Below are 17,445 nucleotides of genomic sequence, written 5' to 3'. Positions count from 1 at the left end.
GGGCGTTCCCCTGAACAACCTGCTGCATACTATTGTCCGCGTTTAATTACGCGTTCGCATTTTCCCTTCCACTCATCGTCCAGTACATCCAGTTGCATATACTCTGCTGCTTTTTCAGGATTGCCCTTGTCATAAACGGCCGTCATTAAATCAGCAACGCTGACCGTTTTATCTGCTCTGGAAATCAGCTTTACTTCATCGCCGGTGTTCAATGTGCCTGTTTCAATCACTCGGAAATACCAGCCGGTAATGCCTTCATTTCCGACGAAGCGATCAAGGTTCTTTATATCGAAGCGTTGGGAAATTTTATTACAGGGGGCACGGGGTGCACCAACCTGTACAACTATCTCACCCATCTGCCAGACGTCTCCGATGAATACGTTAGTGTCGTCCATGCCTTCAACTATCAGGTTTTCGCCAATGGTGCCCGGGACAAAGTTACCCTCAGGAAACGCTTCTGATAAACATTCATAACCACGGTGACTGAATTGATGGAGCACTTTCTCCGGGCCACCGTGCAGCTTTTTATTACCCTGTTCGTCTTCCTCAGTACCCGACATCAGTACAGTGAGAAAAGGAACGGGTTGTTTCTGAATGGCGCTGGGCGCTCCCCGCGGACCAAAGGGGACCGGTTTAGCTGCGTATAAAGTTTCGATATGCATGATAGTTTCCACAACAGAGAAGGGTTAGCGTGTTACTTTAAAAAAAACTCCAGCGTATTTAAACCTTTTACATGTCGTCTGCGACTAACCTGAAAACACACCGGATAAAACGGAATATGGACATGGCAGAGTCTGAAACGGAAGCCCACTCCCGTTCAGAACAACAATCAAACAGACTCGTAGCATTGGCTGTAGCCGGCGATCGTGATGCCTATCGTCAGATTTACGAAACACACGTGAACCGGGTTTACGCCCTTTGCTACCGGCTAACCGGAGACAAATCGCTGGCTGAAGATGCGACTCAGGAAGTCTTTATACAAGTATGGCGGAAGCTCGGTAATTATCAGGGACAAAGTCTGTTCAGTACCTGGCTGCACAGCGTGACCGCGAATGTAACTATCAGTTATATGCGTAAGCAAAAGAGCTGGATGCGGCGGCTATTCGATACCAATGAGCAAATTGACAACGAGGCAGGTGCAGCATCATGCAGCAGCGAAGTGGATCTGGAACGATATATCCGGCAATTGCCGGAGCGGGCACGGGTAGTGTTTGTGTTGCACGCCATAGAAGGTTACAGGCACGACGATATCGCCGTAATGCTGAATATTGCACAGGGCACCAGTAAAGCGCAGTTTCACCGTGCGCGGCAGCTATTAGAAGCGTGGATGGGAGAGAGTGATGTCTGATAAAGGGTCTGAACTTAATAAAGCGCTTAAGCGGCTGCCACAGGAAATTAAACCTGATCGTGATCTGTGGACCGGCATTGCGCTTTCTATCGAAGCCGGAGAAATGGAAATGCAGGAAGCCTCCGGAAAGGCGCCGGTGAACCGGTTGCGATATATGGCGATGGCTGCCAGCCTTTTACTGGTGACCTCCCTGTTTATCTTTATCAAGCCTTCTGAGTATTTCGGCAGCGACAGCGGCGCCGGAGATGCCCGGGGACAGGCTCTGGTGAATGTACTGAGCCGGCAACACGAACAGCAAAAACAACAACTGCTGGTGCGTTTTCAGGACCAGACAGCGGTCACTGACGACTGGCAGACACAAATTCAGGAACTTGAAGATGCTGCAGCAGCAGTAAAGCTTGCTCTGAAGCAGGATCCTGACAACACAGCGTTACTGGGTATGCTGCAGCATATTTATCAACAACAACTGTTACTGATTGAGCGGGTGCACGCGCCCAAATGGCAACAAATTTGATAAAAGGACCGACAATGCGGTTAATTCAACATTTACACCCCACAATAAAACAAACATTTCTGTTAGCGGTAATACCAGCAATCAGTTTCAATGCAATGGCCGGACAAAAGGTGGATAAAACGCTTACCACTTCCGCATCGCCTATTGTTGAAATAGAGCATGTGGCAGGCAAGGCAACGATCACCGGCTGGGATAAAAACGAAGTGAAAGTGACCGGCGAATTAGGCGAACGGACAGAAGCGTTTATCTTCGAGAAAAAAGGCGATGACGTCATTCTGAAGGTAGAAACGAACCACCGTAAAATTGACTGGCGGGATAAAAATCCGGGCGACGGTGATGATTTAACTATTTTTGTACCGGCTAAATCCGGTTTGTCTTACACCGCCGTTGTGGCGGATGTGGAAGCCAGCAGGCTGACTAATTCTGTTCAGTTCGATGTGGTCAACGGCGATATCGATGTGTCGGATCTGGCCGGTAAAGTGAAACTGGAATCAGTAAACGGAGATATTAAGCTGGATAACATTTCAGGGCTGCTTCAGGTCGAAACCGTCAATGGCAACATTTCCGGCAATCATGAAGGGGATAAAAGCACCCGGATCATCACGGTTAACGGTGATATCAAACTGAAAACGTCCAGCCCTGATGTGCAACTGGAATCCGTGAACGGCGATGCCAAACTGGAACTGTCTGAAATTGACGTGCTTTCTCTCACTACGGTAAACGGCGATATCACTGCCAGTTTAACGCTGGCAGAGAAAGGGGATGTGGATGCCTCGTCAGTTGGCGGAACACTGCATCTTAAAATGCAGAAAGGTGTGTCAGCGAGGGTAGAAATGCAGGCGCATGCCGGTGGCGATATCGTGAACAGGCTCACTGCAGATAAACCATCTTCAGCGAAATATGGTCCAAATGAATGGCTGGAATTTACGGCAAACGGGGGCAGAGCCACAATAGAAATGTCTACGGTTCATGGAGAACTCATTGTTGAGTAAAGGCTACGATGTTATTTTTATGTAAATAAACTGAACGAATCCTCTGGCTAAAAGACTAACTATCCGGAAACGACGATAAGCCGCAGGGTATGTGGCTTGTCGTTGAACTTTATACCCCCATATTCGTATACGTATGAAAATTATGGAGAAGTAGATGACAGCGCGTCGATTAAGCGCAAGAGGATGGTCACCGGTAGCCTGGTTCGCAGCCTTATTCTTAACTGCCGGCTCAGTGCTGATGAGTTGTGCCGTAAAGGAACCTGCCAGCGTGGAAGGTACCTGGGTAATCACCTCGTCGGTAACACCGGGCATTAGTGCTATGTTGCCTGAGCAGGCTGAAATGTGGCTGGGTCAGTCATTTCAGTACACCCCCGATAACGTGATCCTGGGACAAACGCAGTGTGGTCCCGCTGAGTGGAAAGAAACCTCTCTGTCCGGCGATGATTTTCTTCGCGAATATCATGTGTCGTTTGAAAGACTCGGCATTGTTGCCAATCGTGTAGCCCGTTTCGATGTCAGTTGCCACGGCGAACATGTACCCGGCCAGTCAATACTGGTTGCCGGTAAAGACAAAGCGTTTACTCTGTGGGACGGAGTTTTCTTTAAAATGGAAAAAGCCGGACCTGACCCGCAACAATTCGCCGGATAAAAAGCCCTCAGGCATTGCTTTTCGCTCTGATTCACGGAAAATATCAGATCCCTGATTTTTGGATGTGCGTATTGTGAAAGCTGTTTCCACCTCAAAAGACAAAAATGTCGAAAAGCTGAAAGTACCGCCGCACAGCATCGAAGCTGAACAAGCGGTGCTGGGCAGTATGCTTATCGATCGTGAGAGCTGGGATAAAGTCGCAGAACTGGTCACAGACGCAGATTTTTATAATCATTCCCACCAGGTCATATTCAAAGTTATTCTGAAATTGCTGGGCGAAAGTCAGCCTGTGGATTTGATCACTGTTTCAGAAGCCCTGGAACACCGCAATGAGTTAGAAGACGCCGGTGGTTTCGCTTACCTGGCTGAGCTTGCCAAAAATACCCCCAGTTCTGCCAACGTGACGTCCTATGCGAAAATTGTCAGTGAACGGGCAATTACCCGGGAGCTCATTGGTGTAGCCCACGAAATTGCAGAAGTGGGATACAACCCCGAAGGCCGGGACAGTGCTGATATTCTCGACATGGCCGAGAGTAAAGTATTTGAAATCGCCGAGAAGCGTACCGGTGAAAATGAAGGTCCCCGTGACGTCGACTCCGTACTGGATAAGACTATCAAGCGGCTTGAGTCGCTGATTGAAACCAGTAAAGAAGTGACCGGGGTAACCACAGGTTTCAGTGATCTGGATAAGAAGACCAGCGGATTACAGCCCTCCGACTTAATCATTGTCGCGGCCCGTCCTTCGATGGGTAAAACCACATTTGCCATGAACTTATGTGAAAACGCTATGATGGCTGAAACAAAACCTGTACTGGTTTTCAGTCTTGAGATGCCGTCGGAACAAATCATGATGCGTATGCTCGCATCACTCAGCCGTGTTGATCAAACCCGTATCCGTACAGCACAGCTGGACGATCAGGAGTGGGCCAGGGTATCCAATACAATGGCTATGCTGAAAGATAAAGATAACTTGTTTATTGATGACTCCTCCGGTCTGACACCCATGGACGTGCGTTCCCGTGCCCGTAAGCTGGCCAGAGAGCGCGGGGGGATCAGTCTCATCATGGTGGATTACCTTCAGCTTATGCGTGTACCTTCGTTAAGTGATAACCGTACGTTGGAGATTGCTGAAATCTCCCGCTCACTGAAAGCGCTGGCAAAAGAACTGGAAGTGCCTGTTGTGGCGCTGTCACAGCTGAACCGTAGTTTGGAGCAACGGGCAGACAAACGGCCGGTGAACTCTGACTTGCGTGAATCCGGTTCAATCGAGCAGGATGCCGACTTAATCATGTTTATTTACCGTGATGAGGTGTATCACGAGAACAGTGAGTATAAAGGTATTGCTGAGATCATCATCGGTAAGCAAAGAAACGGTCCAATCGGAACCAGCCGGTTAACCTTCCAGGGGCAGTTCTCCCGCTTTGATAACTATGCCGGTCCGGCATTTGATGACGAATATTAATCAGCCCGGGAAAGGTGAGTGCGTACCGGAAATGCTTAATTACTTTGCCAGATAAACAGACACAAAAAAGGCGCCGTAAGGCGCCTTTTGCATATCTGATTTGTTGAATTAACGCTTTTCAGGTACTTCAACAATCGCTGTTACGCGAATAGAGATACGACGGTTTACACGGTTAGCTTCTGCAGAGCTACCTTCCATCAGCAGTTCTGATTCACCGAAACCTTCAGTGCTCAGACGTGATGCATCGATACCATATTCGTTAACCAGTACATTTTTGAATGCTTCAGCACGACGCTCAGACAGCTCCATGTTGTAGCTTTCGGTACCTGGTGCAGATGCGTGGCCTTCGATTACCGCTTCAGTTTTACCGTAGCGCTTGAAGAAAGCAACGAAGTCTTCGATGTCAGCAGAGTGAGGTTCTGCAACTTCAGCACTTTCGTTTGCGAACAGTACACGCAGGTTGTGGGTTACTTCTTCTTTATCAAATACAGTACAACCGTCAGAATCAACTTTGTCGTTCATTGGTGTGTCAGGGCACAGATCTTTACCATCTGCTACGCCGTCTTTATCGCTGTCCGCGATAACAGCACAACCTTTAGAATCAACTTGCGTACCGGCAGGCGTGTTAGGGCACTGATCCATGCTGTTCAGTACGCCGTCATTGTCGCTGTCGCCGTCTACAACAGGCGCTGGCTTGCTGTAGCTTGAAGTTTTAGACTGGCCAAACGGGAATGCCAGACCTACTTTTACACTGTAATCGTAGTAAGAATCATCAAAATCACGGTAAGCAGCGATTTCAGTTGTCAGCTTAACGTCGTCATTGATGTCCCAGTGTTTACCAATACCAACATTGGCAAGGTTGTAGTTCTCGTCTAACAGCTGGCGCTTAACACCACCGAATACGTACCACAGGTCGTCTGGCAGGAAGTATAAAGCGTCAACACCGAACATGTGACCAGAGATGCTGTCTTTTGAACCCAGCACTTGTTGGTAGTCTAAATCCAGAACAGTATATTCACCACGCACAGCCCAGCTCTCGTCGAAACGCCAGCCGTATTCAAAACCGAAACCAAAACCGTCGTCCATCAGATCCGGTGCTGGCTTAGTTTCTTCCGTGTTGTAATACATGCCATGCAGCCCTAACCAGCTGTCAAATGGCTTGCCGTCTTCCTGAGCCGCTACGTTCGCAGATGCTGCAACAGCAAAAGCAAGAGCAGTAAATTTAAAAGTTTTGTTCATTTTCACATCCTGTATAACGTTGAGTGATTAGTAAAATCGAGTGGATGATAGCTCTTAGCACACGCCGTGCCAATAGACAAAAGAGCATAAAATAGATAATAACTAATATTATCGCCAAATTCCTTGCAAAGTGGCTATGATGCGCCGGTTGCCACCAGAATTGCGATGTTCGCCTAAAATTATGCCTTGCCAGGTGCCAAGTTGTAACTCCCCGTTTTTAACGGGAATTGTTACCTCACATCCTAATAAACTGGACTTAATGTGTGCGGGCATATCATCACTTCCTTCATAGGTATGTGTAAAATATGCCGTGCTTTCCTGTACAGTATGGTTAAACCACGCTTCCAGATCACTTCTCACCGACGGATCTGCATTTTCATTAATGGTCAGACTAGCACTGGTGTGCTGTAGCCAGAGGTGCAATTGCCCAATCTTTACATTGTGAAGTTCAGGCAGGGCGCGCTCTACGTGGGAGGTAATTAAATGAAAACCCCGCCTGAAAGCGGGGAGAGAGAATTCCTGCTGATGCCAGTTACTTATCAAAACAGATTTCCATATGCGCCAGACCCGCATCACACATAAACGGCATAATAAGCTTTGCACCATCTACCTGATGACTGATGGTATGTTGCTTTCCGGATACAACGATAGGCGTAGCCATACCAAAATCAAAGCCCTTTTCAGCAAGATCCCGTTTTGCGTTGCCGCAAATCATGTTGGTTACTTCACCCACCATGTCGCCAACTTCCGCATCCAGTTTCTCCGGACGTTCACCCACCATACGCTCCATAATGGTCAGCGCGAGATCTTCATCAAACGTAATCGACATTGACCCTTTTACCTGCGGACCCACCATGCCAATTAACCCTGAGACATCACCCTGAGCAACATCGCTTTGTTTTCTCTTGGGTTTTCCGGGCTTTAACGTGGTTTGTGCCATGGTTTCCATGACATTCAGTAAACCATTGATGAAAGGATTAACAAACTCAACATTCATGATTTTTTTCCTCAAGCTCCGCACTTTCTGCATCCTGACAATCTGCACAAAGGCCGTGAGCTTCAATTGTTTGCTTTGATACTTTGAATCCGTGCTGTTTTGCCTGACTGTCCAGCGTTTCCTGCAGCCCTTCTGACTGTATCTCGGCAACATCACCGCAACTGTCGCAAATTAGGAACTGTACCGGATGGTGACAACCAAAATGATGACATGCAACAAAAGCATTGGTCGATTCCAGCCGGTGAATGAAACCGAATTCCAGTAGAAAATCCAGTGCACGGTACACCGTGGCCGGTTTTGCGCTTGATTCCGTTTCCTTGAGGGCATCAAGTAATTCATACGCCCCCATAGGCCCGTGTTTACCCAACAAGATTTCATATACTTTTTCCCGCAGAGGGGTGAATCTTGCTCCCCGTTGTTCACAATAGGCACGGGCTTTATTAATGAGGGTAGTACTATTCATGATGTTTTACCGGCAAACGTCTGATTTTTTTTGTCTGGTGATCATGCGATTAAACAGCAGACTGCGTTCAATGCATCTGATTTCTATTCTCAGTATAACATTGGTCCGTACCTTAACAATGATATCGCGTTGAGTGAAATGCATTTACTGTAAATTGTTGTGTAAAAAAACTAAACTGGGCGGCATTCTCAGCGCCCACCGGGGTATGTTCAATGATCAAAGCGGTATCTGACCGGCAGTTGCAATCTGCTCAGGCACACTGGCTGATATTCAGCCGCGATAAAATACTCGTTCCTAAATCCACTACTTCACTTTATCTGGGCGGCTGGTCTGCACTGGAGTTTATTGCTCATCATCAGGCCAGCATTGTGGAACTGCCGCCGCTTTCAGAACATCATGCTGTGGGCGCGCCTGTCTACATTATTGATACGGGGGCAGAGCACATTGAACAGGATGACTGGGAACTGACATCTCTGCGTACCTTACTGGCGGCTGGTACTGATGAGCAATTTAATGTTCTGGCCAGAGCCTGGCAGTATGTGCATTTTCTGCGCACACATCGCTATTGCGGTCAGTGCGGGGCTAAGATGGAACAGGTTGACTGGGAAATGGCGATGCAGTGCCATCAGTGCAAGCACCGTGTCTACCCCCGCATCTCGCCTTGTATTATTGTTGCTATTTACCGGCATAATCAGATTTTGCTGGCCAAAGGGGTGAGGCACAAGGACACCAATATGTATTCCACCATCGCCGGATTTGTCGAAAGTGGTGAGAGCCTTGAGCAGGCGGTACACAGGGAAGTGGAAGAAGAAGTGGGCGTAAAGGTGAAAAATCTCACTTACTTTGACAGTCAGCCCTGGCCATTTCCTCACTCATTAATGATGGGTTATCTGGCAGAATATGAAAGCGGTGACATTGTGCCCGAAGAAGGAGAAATCGTTGATGCGCAGTGGTTCGATATTGATGCACTGCCGGACATTCCGCCCAAACTATCTATTGCAGGACGTCTTATTGAGGCAGTGTTGAATAAGCACAAAGGAGGATAACAGATAATAAAAAGCCCCGCGATGCGGGGCCTCAGGATTGTGCGTCGGTCCCTTTTAATGATGTTAAACAAAATTAAAGGGCTTCTTTATGTTGTGTCTATTATTATCGACATGTACTCAAGTAGCAAGACTAAAGTCTTATACTTTTGGTTATTTTTATGCCATTTGGTGTCAAAAACTGTGATTACTTGATCTGTGACCGCCGTTTCAACCTTATTTATTGGTATACTCCCGCCAGAATCAGTATTGAAAACAGAGGAAATGCATGACGGCTAACAGCCCTTCCACAGCGCGTCCGGCGCTGAAAAATGACAGATATCTACGCGCATTGCTGAAGCAACCTGTTGATGTAACGCCGGTTTGGATGATGCGACAGGCCGGTCGTTATTTGCCTGAATATAAAGCAACCCGGGCTGAAGCCGGTGACTTTATGTCGTTATGCAAAAACGCAGAACTGGCTTGTGAAGTGACTTTACAACCCCTGCGTCGCTTTCCTCTGGATGCTGCGATTTTATTTTCAGATATCCTGACGATTCCTGATGCAATGGGATTAGGTCTGTATTTCGAAGCCGGAGAAGGTCCGCGTTTTAAAAATCCGGTTACGTCAAAAGCGGATGTGGACAAAATTGGTATCCCTGATCCCGAAGGGGAGCTTCAGTATGTGATGAATGCTGTGCGCACCATCCGCAGAGAATTAAAAGGTGAAGTACCGCTTATCGGTTTCTCAGGCAGTCCCTGGACGCTGGCTACTTATATGGTAGAAGGCGGATCAAGCAAGGCATTCACGAAAATTAAGAAAATGGCATTCGCAGAGCCTGCGATACTGCATGCGCTGCTGAGCAAACTTGCCGACTCTGTCACCAGTTATCTGAATGCACAGATTGCTGCAGGCGCGCAGTCAGTGATGATTTTCGATACCTGGGGTGGTGTACTTTCTCCGCGGGATTACAAAGAATTTTCTCTTCAGTATATGGCACGTATTGTCGAAGGGCTGACCCGTGAAAGTGAAGGGCGCCGGGTGCCGGTGACACTGTTTACCAAAAACGGTGGCATGTGGCTGGAAGCAATTGCTGCGACAGGTTGTGATGCAGTTGGTCTGGACTGGACAATTGATATTGCAGATGCCAAAGCCCGCGTGGGGGATAAAGTCGCGTTGCAGGGCAATATGGATCCGTCCATGCTGTACGCGCCACCTGTGCGTATTGAAGAGGAAGTGGCGGGCATTCTGGCCGGCTTCGGTGAAGGCTCAGGGCACGTGTTTAATTTAGGCCATGGTATCCATCTGGACGTGCCGCCTGAGCACGCCGGCGTTTTTGTTGATGCGGTTCACCGTCTGAGTCGTCAGTACCACAAATAAAAACGACGCTGTTTTTCTTTTTGGAAGGGGCTACGCATCACGCGGCAGCCCTTTTTTTATTACCCGGGTGAGACGCTGCTGTTGCCGGTTGCTGACTGTTTCCCTGTCTTGCTTCCCTGCCTGTTGTGTCAGCGCCCAGTCAATGTGTTCCTGAACCATCTCTGACACACTTCCCGAACGACCTTCAAGAGCCGATACAATGGCTTCACTGGCCGATGCATTGCCCATGGCGACGGCAATATTACGTAACCATTTTTCATGCCCTATCCGCCGTATAGGTGAGCCTTCAGTATTCTTCAGGAACGTGGATTCATCCCAGGCAAACAGGGTGGTCAGAGGCTGACCGTGCAATTGCTTGCGGGCGTGGAAGTCTGTTTCTTCTGTAATTGCTGCATAGCGGTTCCAGGGACACACCAACTGACAGTCATCACAGCCGTATATGCGGTTTCCCATCAGCGGGCGATATGTTTCCGGAATCGGCCCGTTATTCTCAATGGTGAGGTAAGAAATGCACTTTCTGGCATCAACGGTATAAGGCGCGACGATGGCTTGTGTGGGGCAAATCGTCAGGCAGGCAGTACAACTGCCGCACCCTTCTTCTACCGGCTCGTCTACAGGCAGCGGCAGGTTGATGAACAATTCGCCGAGAAAAAACCAGGAGCCGGCTTCTTTACTGATAGTGAGGGAGTGTTTACCTGTCCAGCCGGTACCGGCTTTTTCAGCAATAGCGTGTTCCAGCACCGGTGCGGAGTCGACAAAAGGACGCCATTGCGCATCCTCAAACTGCGCAGATATTTTTTCACCCAGTTGTTTCAGACGTTGCCGCAGTACTTTGTGGTAGTCACGGCCAAGCGCGTACCGGCTGACATAACCAATATGATCATCAGAAAGATGGCGGGCAAAAGACGCATCCGGAGGAAGATAGTCCATGCGCACACTGATTACTCTCACGGTGCCGGGCAGTAACTCTGCGGGCCGGGCCCTTTTGGTGCCGTGCGCGGCCATATATTCCATATCACCGTGATAACCCTTTTCCAGCCATGCCATCAACTTCTCTTCATGCTGACTGAGATCAACATCACTGATACCCACATGCTGAAAACCTAGCGCGCGGCCCCAAGCCTTGATATCGTTTGTTAATCTATTGAGATCGATTGATTGCAACGCGGACATGGAAACTATGCTGGATACTAAACTCGCGACAAGCTTATCACATAAACTCTTTCGCGCCGAACAGGTAAGAGAACACGAACAGGCCGCAGCGGAGCAGTCCGGCTGTGATCTGGCCACCCTGATGGAGCGTGCAGGTGCTTCGGTATTCCGTCAGTGTCAGAGCCTGCTGCCAAACACCCACGTTTATCTTGTGATGGTAGGGCAGGGCAACAATGCCGGCGATGGTTATATCGCTGCACTGAAAGCGAAAGAAGCAGGCAAGCAGGTGCATGTGTGCGCCGTCGAACCTCACCGTATTCTTGAAGGCGATGCTGGCCGGGCACAAAAACGCTGGCTTGATGCCGGCGGAAAAATTGAAGTCTTCGATAAAGGCTTGCTGGATAAAGCAGGACTGGTTGTCGACGCGATGTTGGGAACCGGTATCACCAGTTATATCCGCAATGAATTTGCTGATATTATTGATGCTATCAATGCTCATGCTATTCCGGTGGTCAGTATCGATGTGCCCTCCGGTCTCGATGCTAATACCGGTCAGTCATTAGGTCGCTGTATTGAAGCTGATGTCACCGTCACATTCGTGGGTATTAAGCCCGGTTTATCTACCGGTGCCGGCAAGCAGTCCTGCGGTAAGTTAGTTTACGATGACCTCGGAATCGGTAAAGCCTTCTCTGAACTCGCCCGTTCGTCAGCCAGCTTACTGGATATCGAACAGTTTCGCGGTATGGGTCCACGTGCGGTACACAGTCACAAAGGTACATACGGCCGGTTATTGTGCGTTGGCGGCAATAAAGGCACTGCCGGGGCAATCCGTCTGTCAAGTGAAGCTGCGCTGCGAAGCGGTGCCGGCATGGTGCGGGTTTATACCCATGAAGCGTCAACCATTCAGGTCAGCGCCGGCCGTCCGGAGCTGATGGTGACAGATGAAAATCTGGAAGATGCGTTGAGCTGGGCGACCTGCGTGGTGATCGGACCCGGTCTGGGGCAGGATGACTGGGCAGAAACCGTATTTCAAACGGTGATGAAGCATTGTCAGACTCATCCGAAGCCGATGGTGCTGGATGCCGATGCGCTGAATTTGCTCAGCCGTCAGGCCACTGCGTATACCATTAATGACTGTATTTTAACGCCACATGCCGGAGAAGCGGCGCGCCTGCTGGGTGTGTCTGTGGATGATGTGGAAGCTGAACGCTTTAATTATGCCAGACAATGCGCCCAGCGTTATCATGCCACCTGTGTGCTGAAAGGCGCGGGAACCATTATTGATAACGAGCGGTCTACCTGGGTAAGCAAACACGGTAATCCGGGTATGGCAACGGCGGGTAGCGGTGATGTGCTCAGTGGTATCCTGGGAGCGCTGCTAGCGCAGGGGCTGTCACGGGATATCGCAGCAAAATATGGCGTCACTGTGCATGCTAAAGCCGGAGATGATCTGGCTGACTTGTACGGCCAACGTGGTATGATTGCCAGCGATTTATTTGACGCCGTCAGGGTGCTCATCAACCAGTAGTATTTGTTGAAGCAGAGTTTATGTCGTACGCAGAACATGTTTTCCGGTCAGATTCACCGGAAGCCACACAAAAAATTTCAGAGCAAATAGCCAGCGCTGTTAAGAGCAGACTGCCAGCCGGCCTGGTGATTTATCTGGAAGGCGACCTGGGCGCCGGCAAAACGACATTTTCCCGCTTTTTCATTCAAACACTCGGACACGCGGGGCACGTAAAAAGCCCCACGTATACCCTGGTGGAACCTTACGAACTGGATGAAGTCTCTGTTTATCATTTTGATCTGTACCGTCTGGCGGATCCTGAAGAACTGGAATTCATGGGGATCCGTGATTACTTCGGTGAAAAGAGCGTTTGTCTGATTGAATGGCCTCAAAAAGGGGCCGAGTTCTTGGCATCTGCGGATTTAGTGATTAGTATTAACTCACATGATGATGTGCGGACATTGCACATTGCCGCGAAATCAGCGGCCGGTGATGCTGTTGTTTGTGCACTGAGTGCCCCATAAAAAATAAAAAAGCTGACGAAAGGAAATTTTCAGGGCGAAATATGTTGCGCGTAATCGTTTACACAATCTGTTTGTGGTCACTGGCATGCGCTGCCTGGGCACAAAACCAGATTAGCGGAGTCAGGGCTGCACCTTCCGGTGACAGGACCCGCGTTGTGCTCGATCTTAAAACGGCGCCTGAATTTACCTATTTTTCATTAGACAACCCTGCCAGGCTGGTTATTGACCTTGCGGATACCGATAACGGCAGCGATTTGTCACAGGCTGATATCACCGGTGACCTGGTAAAGCGGGTGCGCCACTCAACACCAAAGAACAGTCAGTCAGCCCGCATCGTTATCGAAATGGCGAGAAAGGCAAAGCCTTCCATTTTTCCTGTTGAGCCTGATGGCCCCTACGGACACCGCCTCGTGGTTGACTTAATTGATCCGAACCCCGGCCCCGCTGCGCCACTGGCGTCGACTTCCGTCGTGCTGGATACGAAAAACAACAGTCGGGACCGCGATATTATTGTTGCCATTGATGCGGGTCACGGCGGTAATGACCCCGGTTCTATCGGCCGTGCCGGTACTTACGAAAAACACATTACCCTGAGTATTGCCAAATACCTTGAAAAACTGGTTAATGCGGAATCCGGCATGCGTGCAGTAATGACACGGGAAGGCGATTATTACGTCGGGCTGAACCGCAGACCAGAAATCGCCCGCAAAAGTAAAGCTGACTTACTGATTTCAATACACGCTGATGCCTTTACCACAGCCGGTCCGAGAGGCGGATCTGTGTGGGTATTGTCAATGCGCCGTGCTGATACTGAATTGGGTCGCTGGCTGGAAAGAACCGAACAGCATTCTGAATTACTGGGCGGCGCAGCAGAAGTGATTTCTGATAACGCCAGCGAGCGTTATCTGGCAGAAACCATTCTCGGTTTGTCCATGGATCATTCTATGTCAGCCAGCTACGACCTCAGTCAGAAAGTGATAAAAGAGTTGCGTGGCGTAACACGTATGCACAAGTCTTCTCCGCAGGCGGCCAGTCTCGCCGTTCTGACAGCGCCGGATATTCCGTCAATTCTGGTAGAAACCGGTTTTATCAGTAATCCGCAGGAAGAAAAAAACCTGAACTGGAGTGAATACCGCGAGCGGCTGGCTACCTCAATGTTTGAGGCAATCAAGACGTATTTTCGTCAGGTCCCGCCGGACGGCACCTTATGGGCTTCACAAAAATCCCGTAATTTAATTCACAAGGTTCGCAGTGGTGAGTCATTGTCCTTGCTGGCGCAACGTTACAATGTCAAAATCAGTACCATTAAAGCGGCAAATAACCTTAGCGGCGACACCGTACAGATTGGTCAGGAACTGACCATCCCGAGAACCTGAAACAAAGTCTGGAATTCCCTTGCCTATACAGCTACTCCCACCGCAGTTAGCGAACCAAATCGCTGCCGGCGAAGTGGTAGAAAGACCTGCGTCGGTTGTTAAAGAACTGATTGAGAACAGTCTCGACGCCGGTGCCACACGTATCGAACTGGATATTGAAAAAGGCGGGCATAAGCGCATCAGATTGCGTGACAACGGTGGCGGCATCTGTAAAGACGAATTACCCCTGGCGCTCAGCCGTCATGCAACCAGTAAAATTGCAACGCTGGATGATCTCGAACAAATCATGTCGTTAGGGTTCCGCGGTGAAGCACTGGCCAGTATCAGCTCAGTCAGCAGGCTGACTCTGACTTCCAGACCGGAAGATCAGGAACAGGCATGGCAGGCTCACTGTGAAGGTCGTGACATGGAGGTCACCGTGAATCCGGTTGCCCATCCGAATGGCACGACTATCGACGTGGCTGATTTGTTTTACAATACGCCGGCAAGACGCAAGTTCTTGCGCACTGAAAAAACCGAATATCAGCATATCGAAGATGTGGTCCGCAGGATTGCACTCAGCCATCCCGACGTGTCCTTTTTGCTGAAACACAACGGCAAGATGACAAAGCGTTATCAGGCTTCGTCATCTGATCCTCTGACTCGCCGTATCAGTGCGGTAATGGGGCAAAAGTTTCTGAGCAACGCGGTTTACGTGAAAACCGGCTATGACGGCATGACACTTGAAGCCTGGCTGGGCAACGAGACCATGCTAAGAAGCAGTACCGACAGCCAGTTCAGTTTTGTAAACGGCCGGGGTATGCGGGACAAACTCATCCTGCACGCAATCCGTCAGGCTTATGAAAGTGTGTGGGGTGTGCTGGAACAACCGTCTTTCGTGGTTTACCTGACCGTTGATCCCCGTGATGTCGATGTGAATGTGCATCCGGCTAAACATGAAGTCCGTTTTCAACAAAGCCGCCTTGTACATGATTTTATCTGTAAGGCTGTGGCTGACGCGCTCAGTGACGGTGACACCGGTGAGACTGCGCAATTTGATGAGCCGGAACACGATTACATTCGCCCCCTTGCACCGGCGCAGCCGCAGGGTACACATCAGAGGCATTCCCCGGAAAATAACGGATACAGCACAACAGCAACGCAATCCGTGCCGCGGTCTTCACAGTCTTTTGCTGGTTCCTCTGCCGGAACTGCACAGGGACGCTATCACGGAAGCGGGGCGGCAGGAGGAACGGGCCGTCACCGCAGTGCACCGGTGCCTGCCGCAACGGTGGCCGATTACGGGCAGCGCTACAGCACTTTGCTCAGCTCACAGATTGATACGCAGGAGACCTCTGCGTTATCATTCTTGCAGTTAAATGAATATGTAAGAATTTACTGTCATAAAAACAACTGTTTGCTTTTATCTGTAAACGCTATAATCGCCCAGTGGGTGGCGGCTCAAATTGAGCTGGCCGGCACATCGCAACCATTGCTGATGCCGGTATCAGTGGCCAACACGAATGTAAGTGAACAAACCGTTGAGGTTTTGCAGGATAACCACTTTGAAATCAGTCTGGTGGCAGGTAAATACCGGTTACAACAGGCACCTTCAGGATGCAGACATTTTCCCTGGGTGAACTGGTTTCCGGCCATGCTGACTTCCGGCGGGCAGAACCTGAATGATGTGCTAAAGTCTTTAATATCAGTGACAACCGTACCGGCTGATATTCTTACAGCAGTGTGGCACGGATTTGAATCGATGCCTGTCAGCGAACAGATTATTGTGCTGGAACAACAGGGGCGCAGCCAGCCTGCAGACAGATTAATAGAGACGTGGCCGGAATGAGTGAAAGTCAGAATATGAAGCCCGTCGTAAGTATTATGGGGCCTACCGCTTCCGGTAAAACAGGTCTGGCGCTGGAGCTGTCACAACGCGTACCTTGTGAAATTATCAGTGTTGACTCAGCACTGGTGTACAAAGGCATGGACATCGGTACGGCAAAGCCGACCGCGGAAGAACAGGCGCTGGCACCACACTGGCTGATTGATATTATCGATCCGTCAGAAACGTATTCCGTGGCGGAATTTCGCCGCGATGTCATTTCGCTGGTTAACGATATCCATCAGCGCGGCAAATTGCCAGTGCTGGTGGGTGGTACGATGATGTACTTTAATGCCTTGATAAATGGTATTTCGCCCTTACCTAAGTCTGACGATGAGGTGAGAGCGGGCATTGTCCGGGATGCCGGGGCGCATGGATGGCAAGCCTTACACGATGAATTATCTCGTGTAGACCCTGTAAGTGGCGCCCGCATTCACCCGAATGATCCGCAGCGTGTAACACGGGCGCTTGAGGTTTACCGGTCGACCGGCCGCAGCCTCACTGACTGGCAGGCCGAAAAAGGCGAGCCATGTCCTTTTCAGGTGACGCAATTTGCGATAGCACCGGAAGACAGAGCAGTGTTACACGGTCGTATTGAACAGCGGTTCGATATGATGCTTGAAGATGGCTTCATTGATGAAGTGAAGACATTGTTTGCCCGGGGTGATCTTCATGAAGATTTACCCTCTATACGTTCAGTAGGATACCGTCAGGCGTGGCAGTATTTACAAGGGCAACTCGACTATGCAGAAATGCGTGAGAAAGGTATTATTGCAACGCGTCAACTTGCAAAACGGCAGCTGACCTGGTTAAGAGGCTGGCCGGAACTGCACTGGCTTGACACGTTTGCTAACCATAATTTGACGAATATTTTGTCAAAAATCACACTTTAAGTGTTGGAGTGTGTTATACATTAAGCGCGGTGGCAAACGTATATGTTTGCCATGGAAATAAT

General features: G+C 49.6%; 18 protein-coding genes. 12 read left to right on the top strand and 6 right to left on the bottom strand.

Annotated features, from left to right (window positions below):
- Positions 1 to 29 precede the first annotated feature (29 nt).
- Complete coding sequence (locus ACXAGR_RS06840) at positions 30 to 662, bottom strand: MOSC domain-containing protein (RefSeq protein WP_474848928.1); 633 nt, start codon at positions 660 to 662, stop codon at positions 30 to 32.
- Between the two features lie 122 nt (positions 663 to 784).
- On the opposite strand from ACXAGR_RS06840, the gene ACXAGR_RS06835 reads away from it, so the two are divergent.
- The 5 genes from ACXAGR_RS06835 to dnaB all read left to right on the top strand — a co-directional run bounded on the left by ACXAGR_RS06835 (position 785) and on the right by dnaB (position 4,965).
- The gene (locus tag ACXAGR_RS06835) at positions 785 to 1,348 is read left to right on the top strand and encodes an RNA polymerase sigma factor (protein WP_474848926.1); all 564 of its coding nucleotides are present in this window, start codon (positions 785 to 787) and stop codon (positions 1,346 to 1,348) included.
- Positions 1,341 to 1,862, top strand: a complete 522-nt coding sequence (locus tag ACXAGR_RS06830; RefSeq protein WP_474843569.1) for a hypothetical protein — start codon at positions 1,341 to 1,343, stop codon at positions 1,860 to 1,862. The genes ACXAGR_RS06835 and ACXAGR_RS06830 overlap by 8 nt, the downstream gene beginning before the upstream one ends.
- A 14-nt stretch (positions 1,863 to 1,876) precedes the next feature.
- A complete protein-coding gene (locus ACXAGR_RS06825; protein WP_474848924.1) occupies positions 1,877 to 2,854 on the top strand; it encodes a DUF4097 family beta strand repeat-containing protein in 978 nt (325 codons plus the stop codon).
- A gap of 154 nt (positions 2,855 to 3,008) precedes the next feature.
- Positions 3,009 to 3,503: a hypothetical protein gene (locus ACXAGR_RS06820; RefSeq protein ID WP_474843565.1), complete on the top strand. Its 495-nt coding sequence runs from the start codon at positions 3,009 to 3,011 to the stop codon at positions 3,501 to 3,503.
- Positions 3,504 to 3,576: 73 nt separating this feature from the next.
- Complete coding sequence (gene dnaB / locus ACXAGR_RS06815; protein WP_119503267.1) at positions 3,577 to 4,965, top strand: replicative DNA helicase; 1,389 nt, start codon at positions 3,577 to 3,579, stop codon at positions 4,963 to 4,965.
- A 108-nt stretch (positions 4,966 to 5,073) separates the two neighbouring features.
- Here dnaB and ACXAGR_RS06810 read toward each other — a convergent pair whose 3' ends face one another.
- The 4 genes from ACXAGR_RS06810 to ACXAGR_RS06795 all read right to left on the bottom strand — a co-directional run bounded on the left by ACXAGR_RS06810 (position 5,074) and on the right by ACXAGR_RS06795 (position 7,664).
- Positions 5,074 to 6,204, bottom strand: coding sequence for an OmpA family protein (locus ACXAGR_RS06810; protein WP_349583555.1), 1,131 nt, complete (start codon positions 6,202 to 6,204; stop codon positions 5,074 to 5,076).
- A gap of 108 nt (positions 6,205 to 6,312) precedes the next feature.
- Complete coding sequence (locus ACXAGR_RS06805) at positions 6,313 to 6,747, bottom strand: secondary thiamine-phosphate synthase enzyme YjbQ (RefSeq protein WP_474848922.1); 435 nt, start codon at positions 6,745 to 6,747, stop codon at positions 6,313 to 6,315.
- Positions 6,737 to 7,201 (bottom strand): chemotaxis protein CheX, encoded by a 465-nt coding sequence (locus ACXAGR_RS06800; protein WP_474848920.1) that lies wholly within the window; start codon positions 7,199 to 7,201, stop codon positions 6,737 to 6,739. Before ACXAGR_RS06800 ends, ACXAGR_RS06805 begins: the two co-directional genes overlap by 11 nt.
- On the bottom strand, positions 7,191 to 7,664 hold the full coding sequence (locus tag ACXAGR_RS06795) for a transcriptional repressor (RefSeq protein WP_119499844.1): 474 nt from the start codon (positions 7,662 to 7,664) through the stop codon (positions 7,191 to 7,193). Before ACXAGR_RS06795 ends, ACXAGR_RS06800 begins: the two co-directional genes overlap by 11 nt.
- A 212-nt stretch (positions 7,665 to 7,876) precedes the next feature.
- Here ACXAGR_RS06795 and nudC point away from each other — a divergent pair, with 212 nt between their 5' ends.
- Together nudC and hemE are read left to right on the top strand one after the other, a co-directional pair.
- Positions 7,877 to 8,710 carry an NAD(+) diphosphatase gene (nudC, locus tag ACXAGR_RS06790; RefSeq protein WP_474843560.1) on the top strand — a complete coding sequence of 278 codons (834 nt, stop codon included), beginning with the start codon at positions 7,877 to 7,879 and terminating at the stop codon, positions 8,708 to 8,710.
- A 265-nt stretch (positions 8,711 to 8,975) separates the two neighbouring features.
- Positions 8,976 to 10,067, top strand: a complete 1,092-nt coding sequence (hemE, locus tag ACXAGR_RS06785; protein ID WP_474848918.1) for a uroporphyrinogen decarboxylase — start codon at positions 8,976 to 8,978, stop codon at positions 10,065 to 10,067.
- Positions 10,068 to 10,097: 30 nt separating this feature from the next.
- On the opposite strand, the gene queG is transcribed toward hemE, so the two are convergent.
- The gene (queG, locus tag ACXAGR_RS06780; RefSeq protein WP_474848916.1) at positions 10,098 to 11,240 is read right to left on the bottom strand and encodes a tRNA epoxyqueuosine(34) reductase QueG; all 1,143 of its coding nucleotides are present in this window, start codon (positions 11,238 to 11,240) and stop codon (positions 10,098 to 10,100) included.
- A gap of 7 nt (positions 11,241 to 11,247) precedes the next feature.
- On the opposite strand from queG, the gene ACXAGR_RS06775 reads away from it, so the two are divergent.
- From ACXAGR_RS06775 to miaA, 5 genes are read left to right on the top strand one after another with little or no spacing between them, the layout of a single operon-like run.
- Positions 11,248 to 12,747, top strand: a complete 1,500-nt coding sequence (locus ACXAGR_RS06775; protein WP_474843554.1) for an NAD(P)H-hydrate dehydratase — start codon at positions 11,248 to 11,250, stop codon at positions 12,745 to 12,747.
- A gap of 20 nt (positions 12,748 to 12,767) precedes the next feature.
- A complete protein-coding gene (gene tsaE, locus ACXAGR_RS06770; protein ID WP_474848914.1) occupies positions 12,768 to 13,250 on the top strand; it encodes a tRNA (adenosine(37)-N6)-threonylcarbamoyltransferase complex ATPase subunit type 1 TsaE in 483 nt (160 codons plus the stop codon).
- 41 nt (positions 13,251 to 13,291) lie between these two features.
- Positions 13,292 to 14,626, top strand: a complete 1,335-nt coding sequence (locus ACXAGR_RS06765; RefSeq protein ID WP_474843550.1) for an N-acetylmuramoyl-L-alanine amidase — start codon at positions 13,292 to 13,294, stop codon at positions 14,624 to 14,626.
- Positions 14,627 to 14,645: 19 nt separating this feature from the next.
- On the top strand, positions 14,646 to 16,454 hold the full coding sequence (gene mutL, locus ACXAGR_RS06760; RefSeq protein ID WP_474848912.1) for a DNA mismatch repair endonuclease MutL: 1,809 nt from the start codon (positions 14,646 to 14,648) through the stop codon (positions 16,452 to 16,454).
- Positions 16,451 to 17,383 (top strand): tRNA (adenosine(37)-N6)-dimethylallyltransferase MiaA, encoded by a 933-nt coding sequence (miaA, locus tag ACXAGR_RS06755; protein ID WP_474843546.1) that lies wholly within the window; start codon positions 16,451 to 16,453, stop codon positions 17,381 to 17,383. The genes mutL and miaA overlap by 4 nt, the downstream gene beginning before the upstream one ends.
- Positions 17,384 to 17,445: the final 62 nt, after the last annotated feature.

It is taken from the genome of Alteromonas sp. ABH4_457 (assembly GCF_056160625.1).
This window is presented reverse-complemented; position numbering and strand designations above follow the sequence as displayed.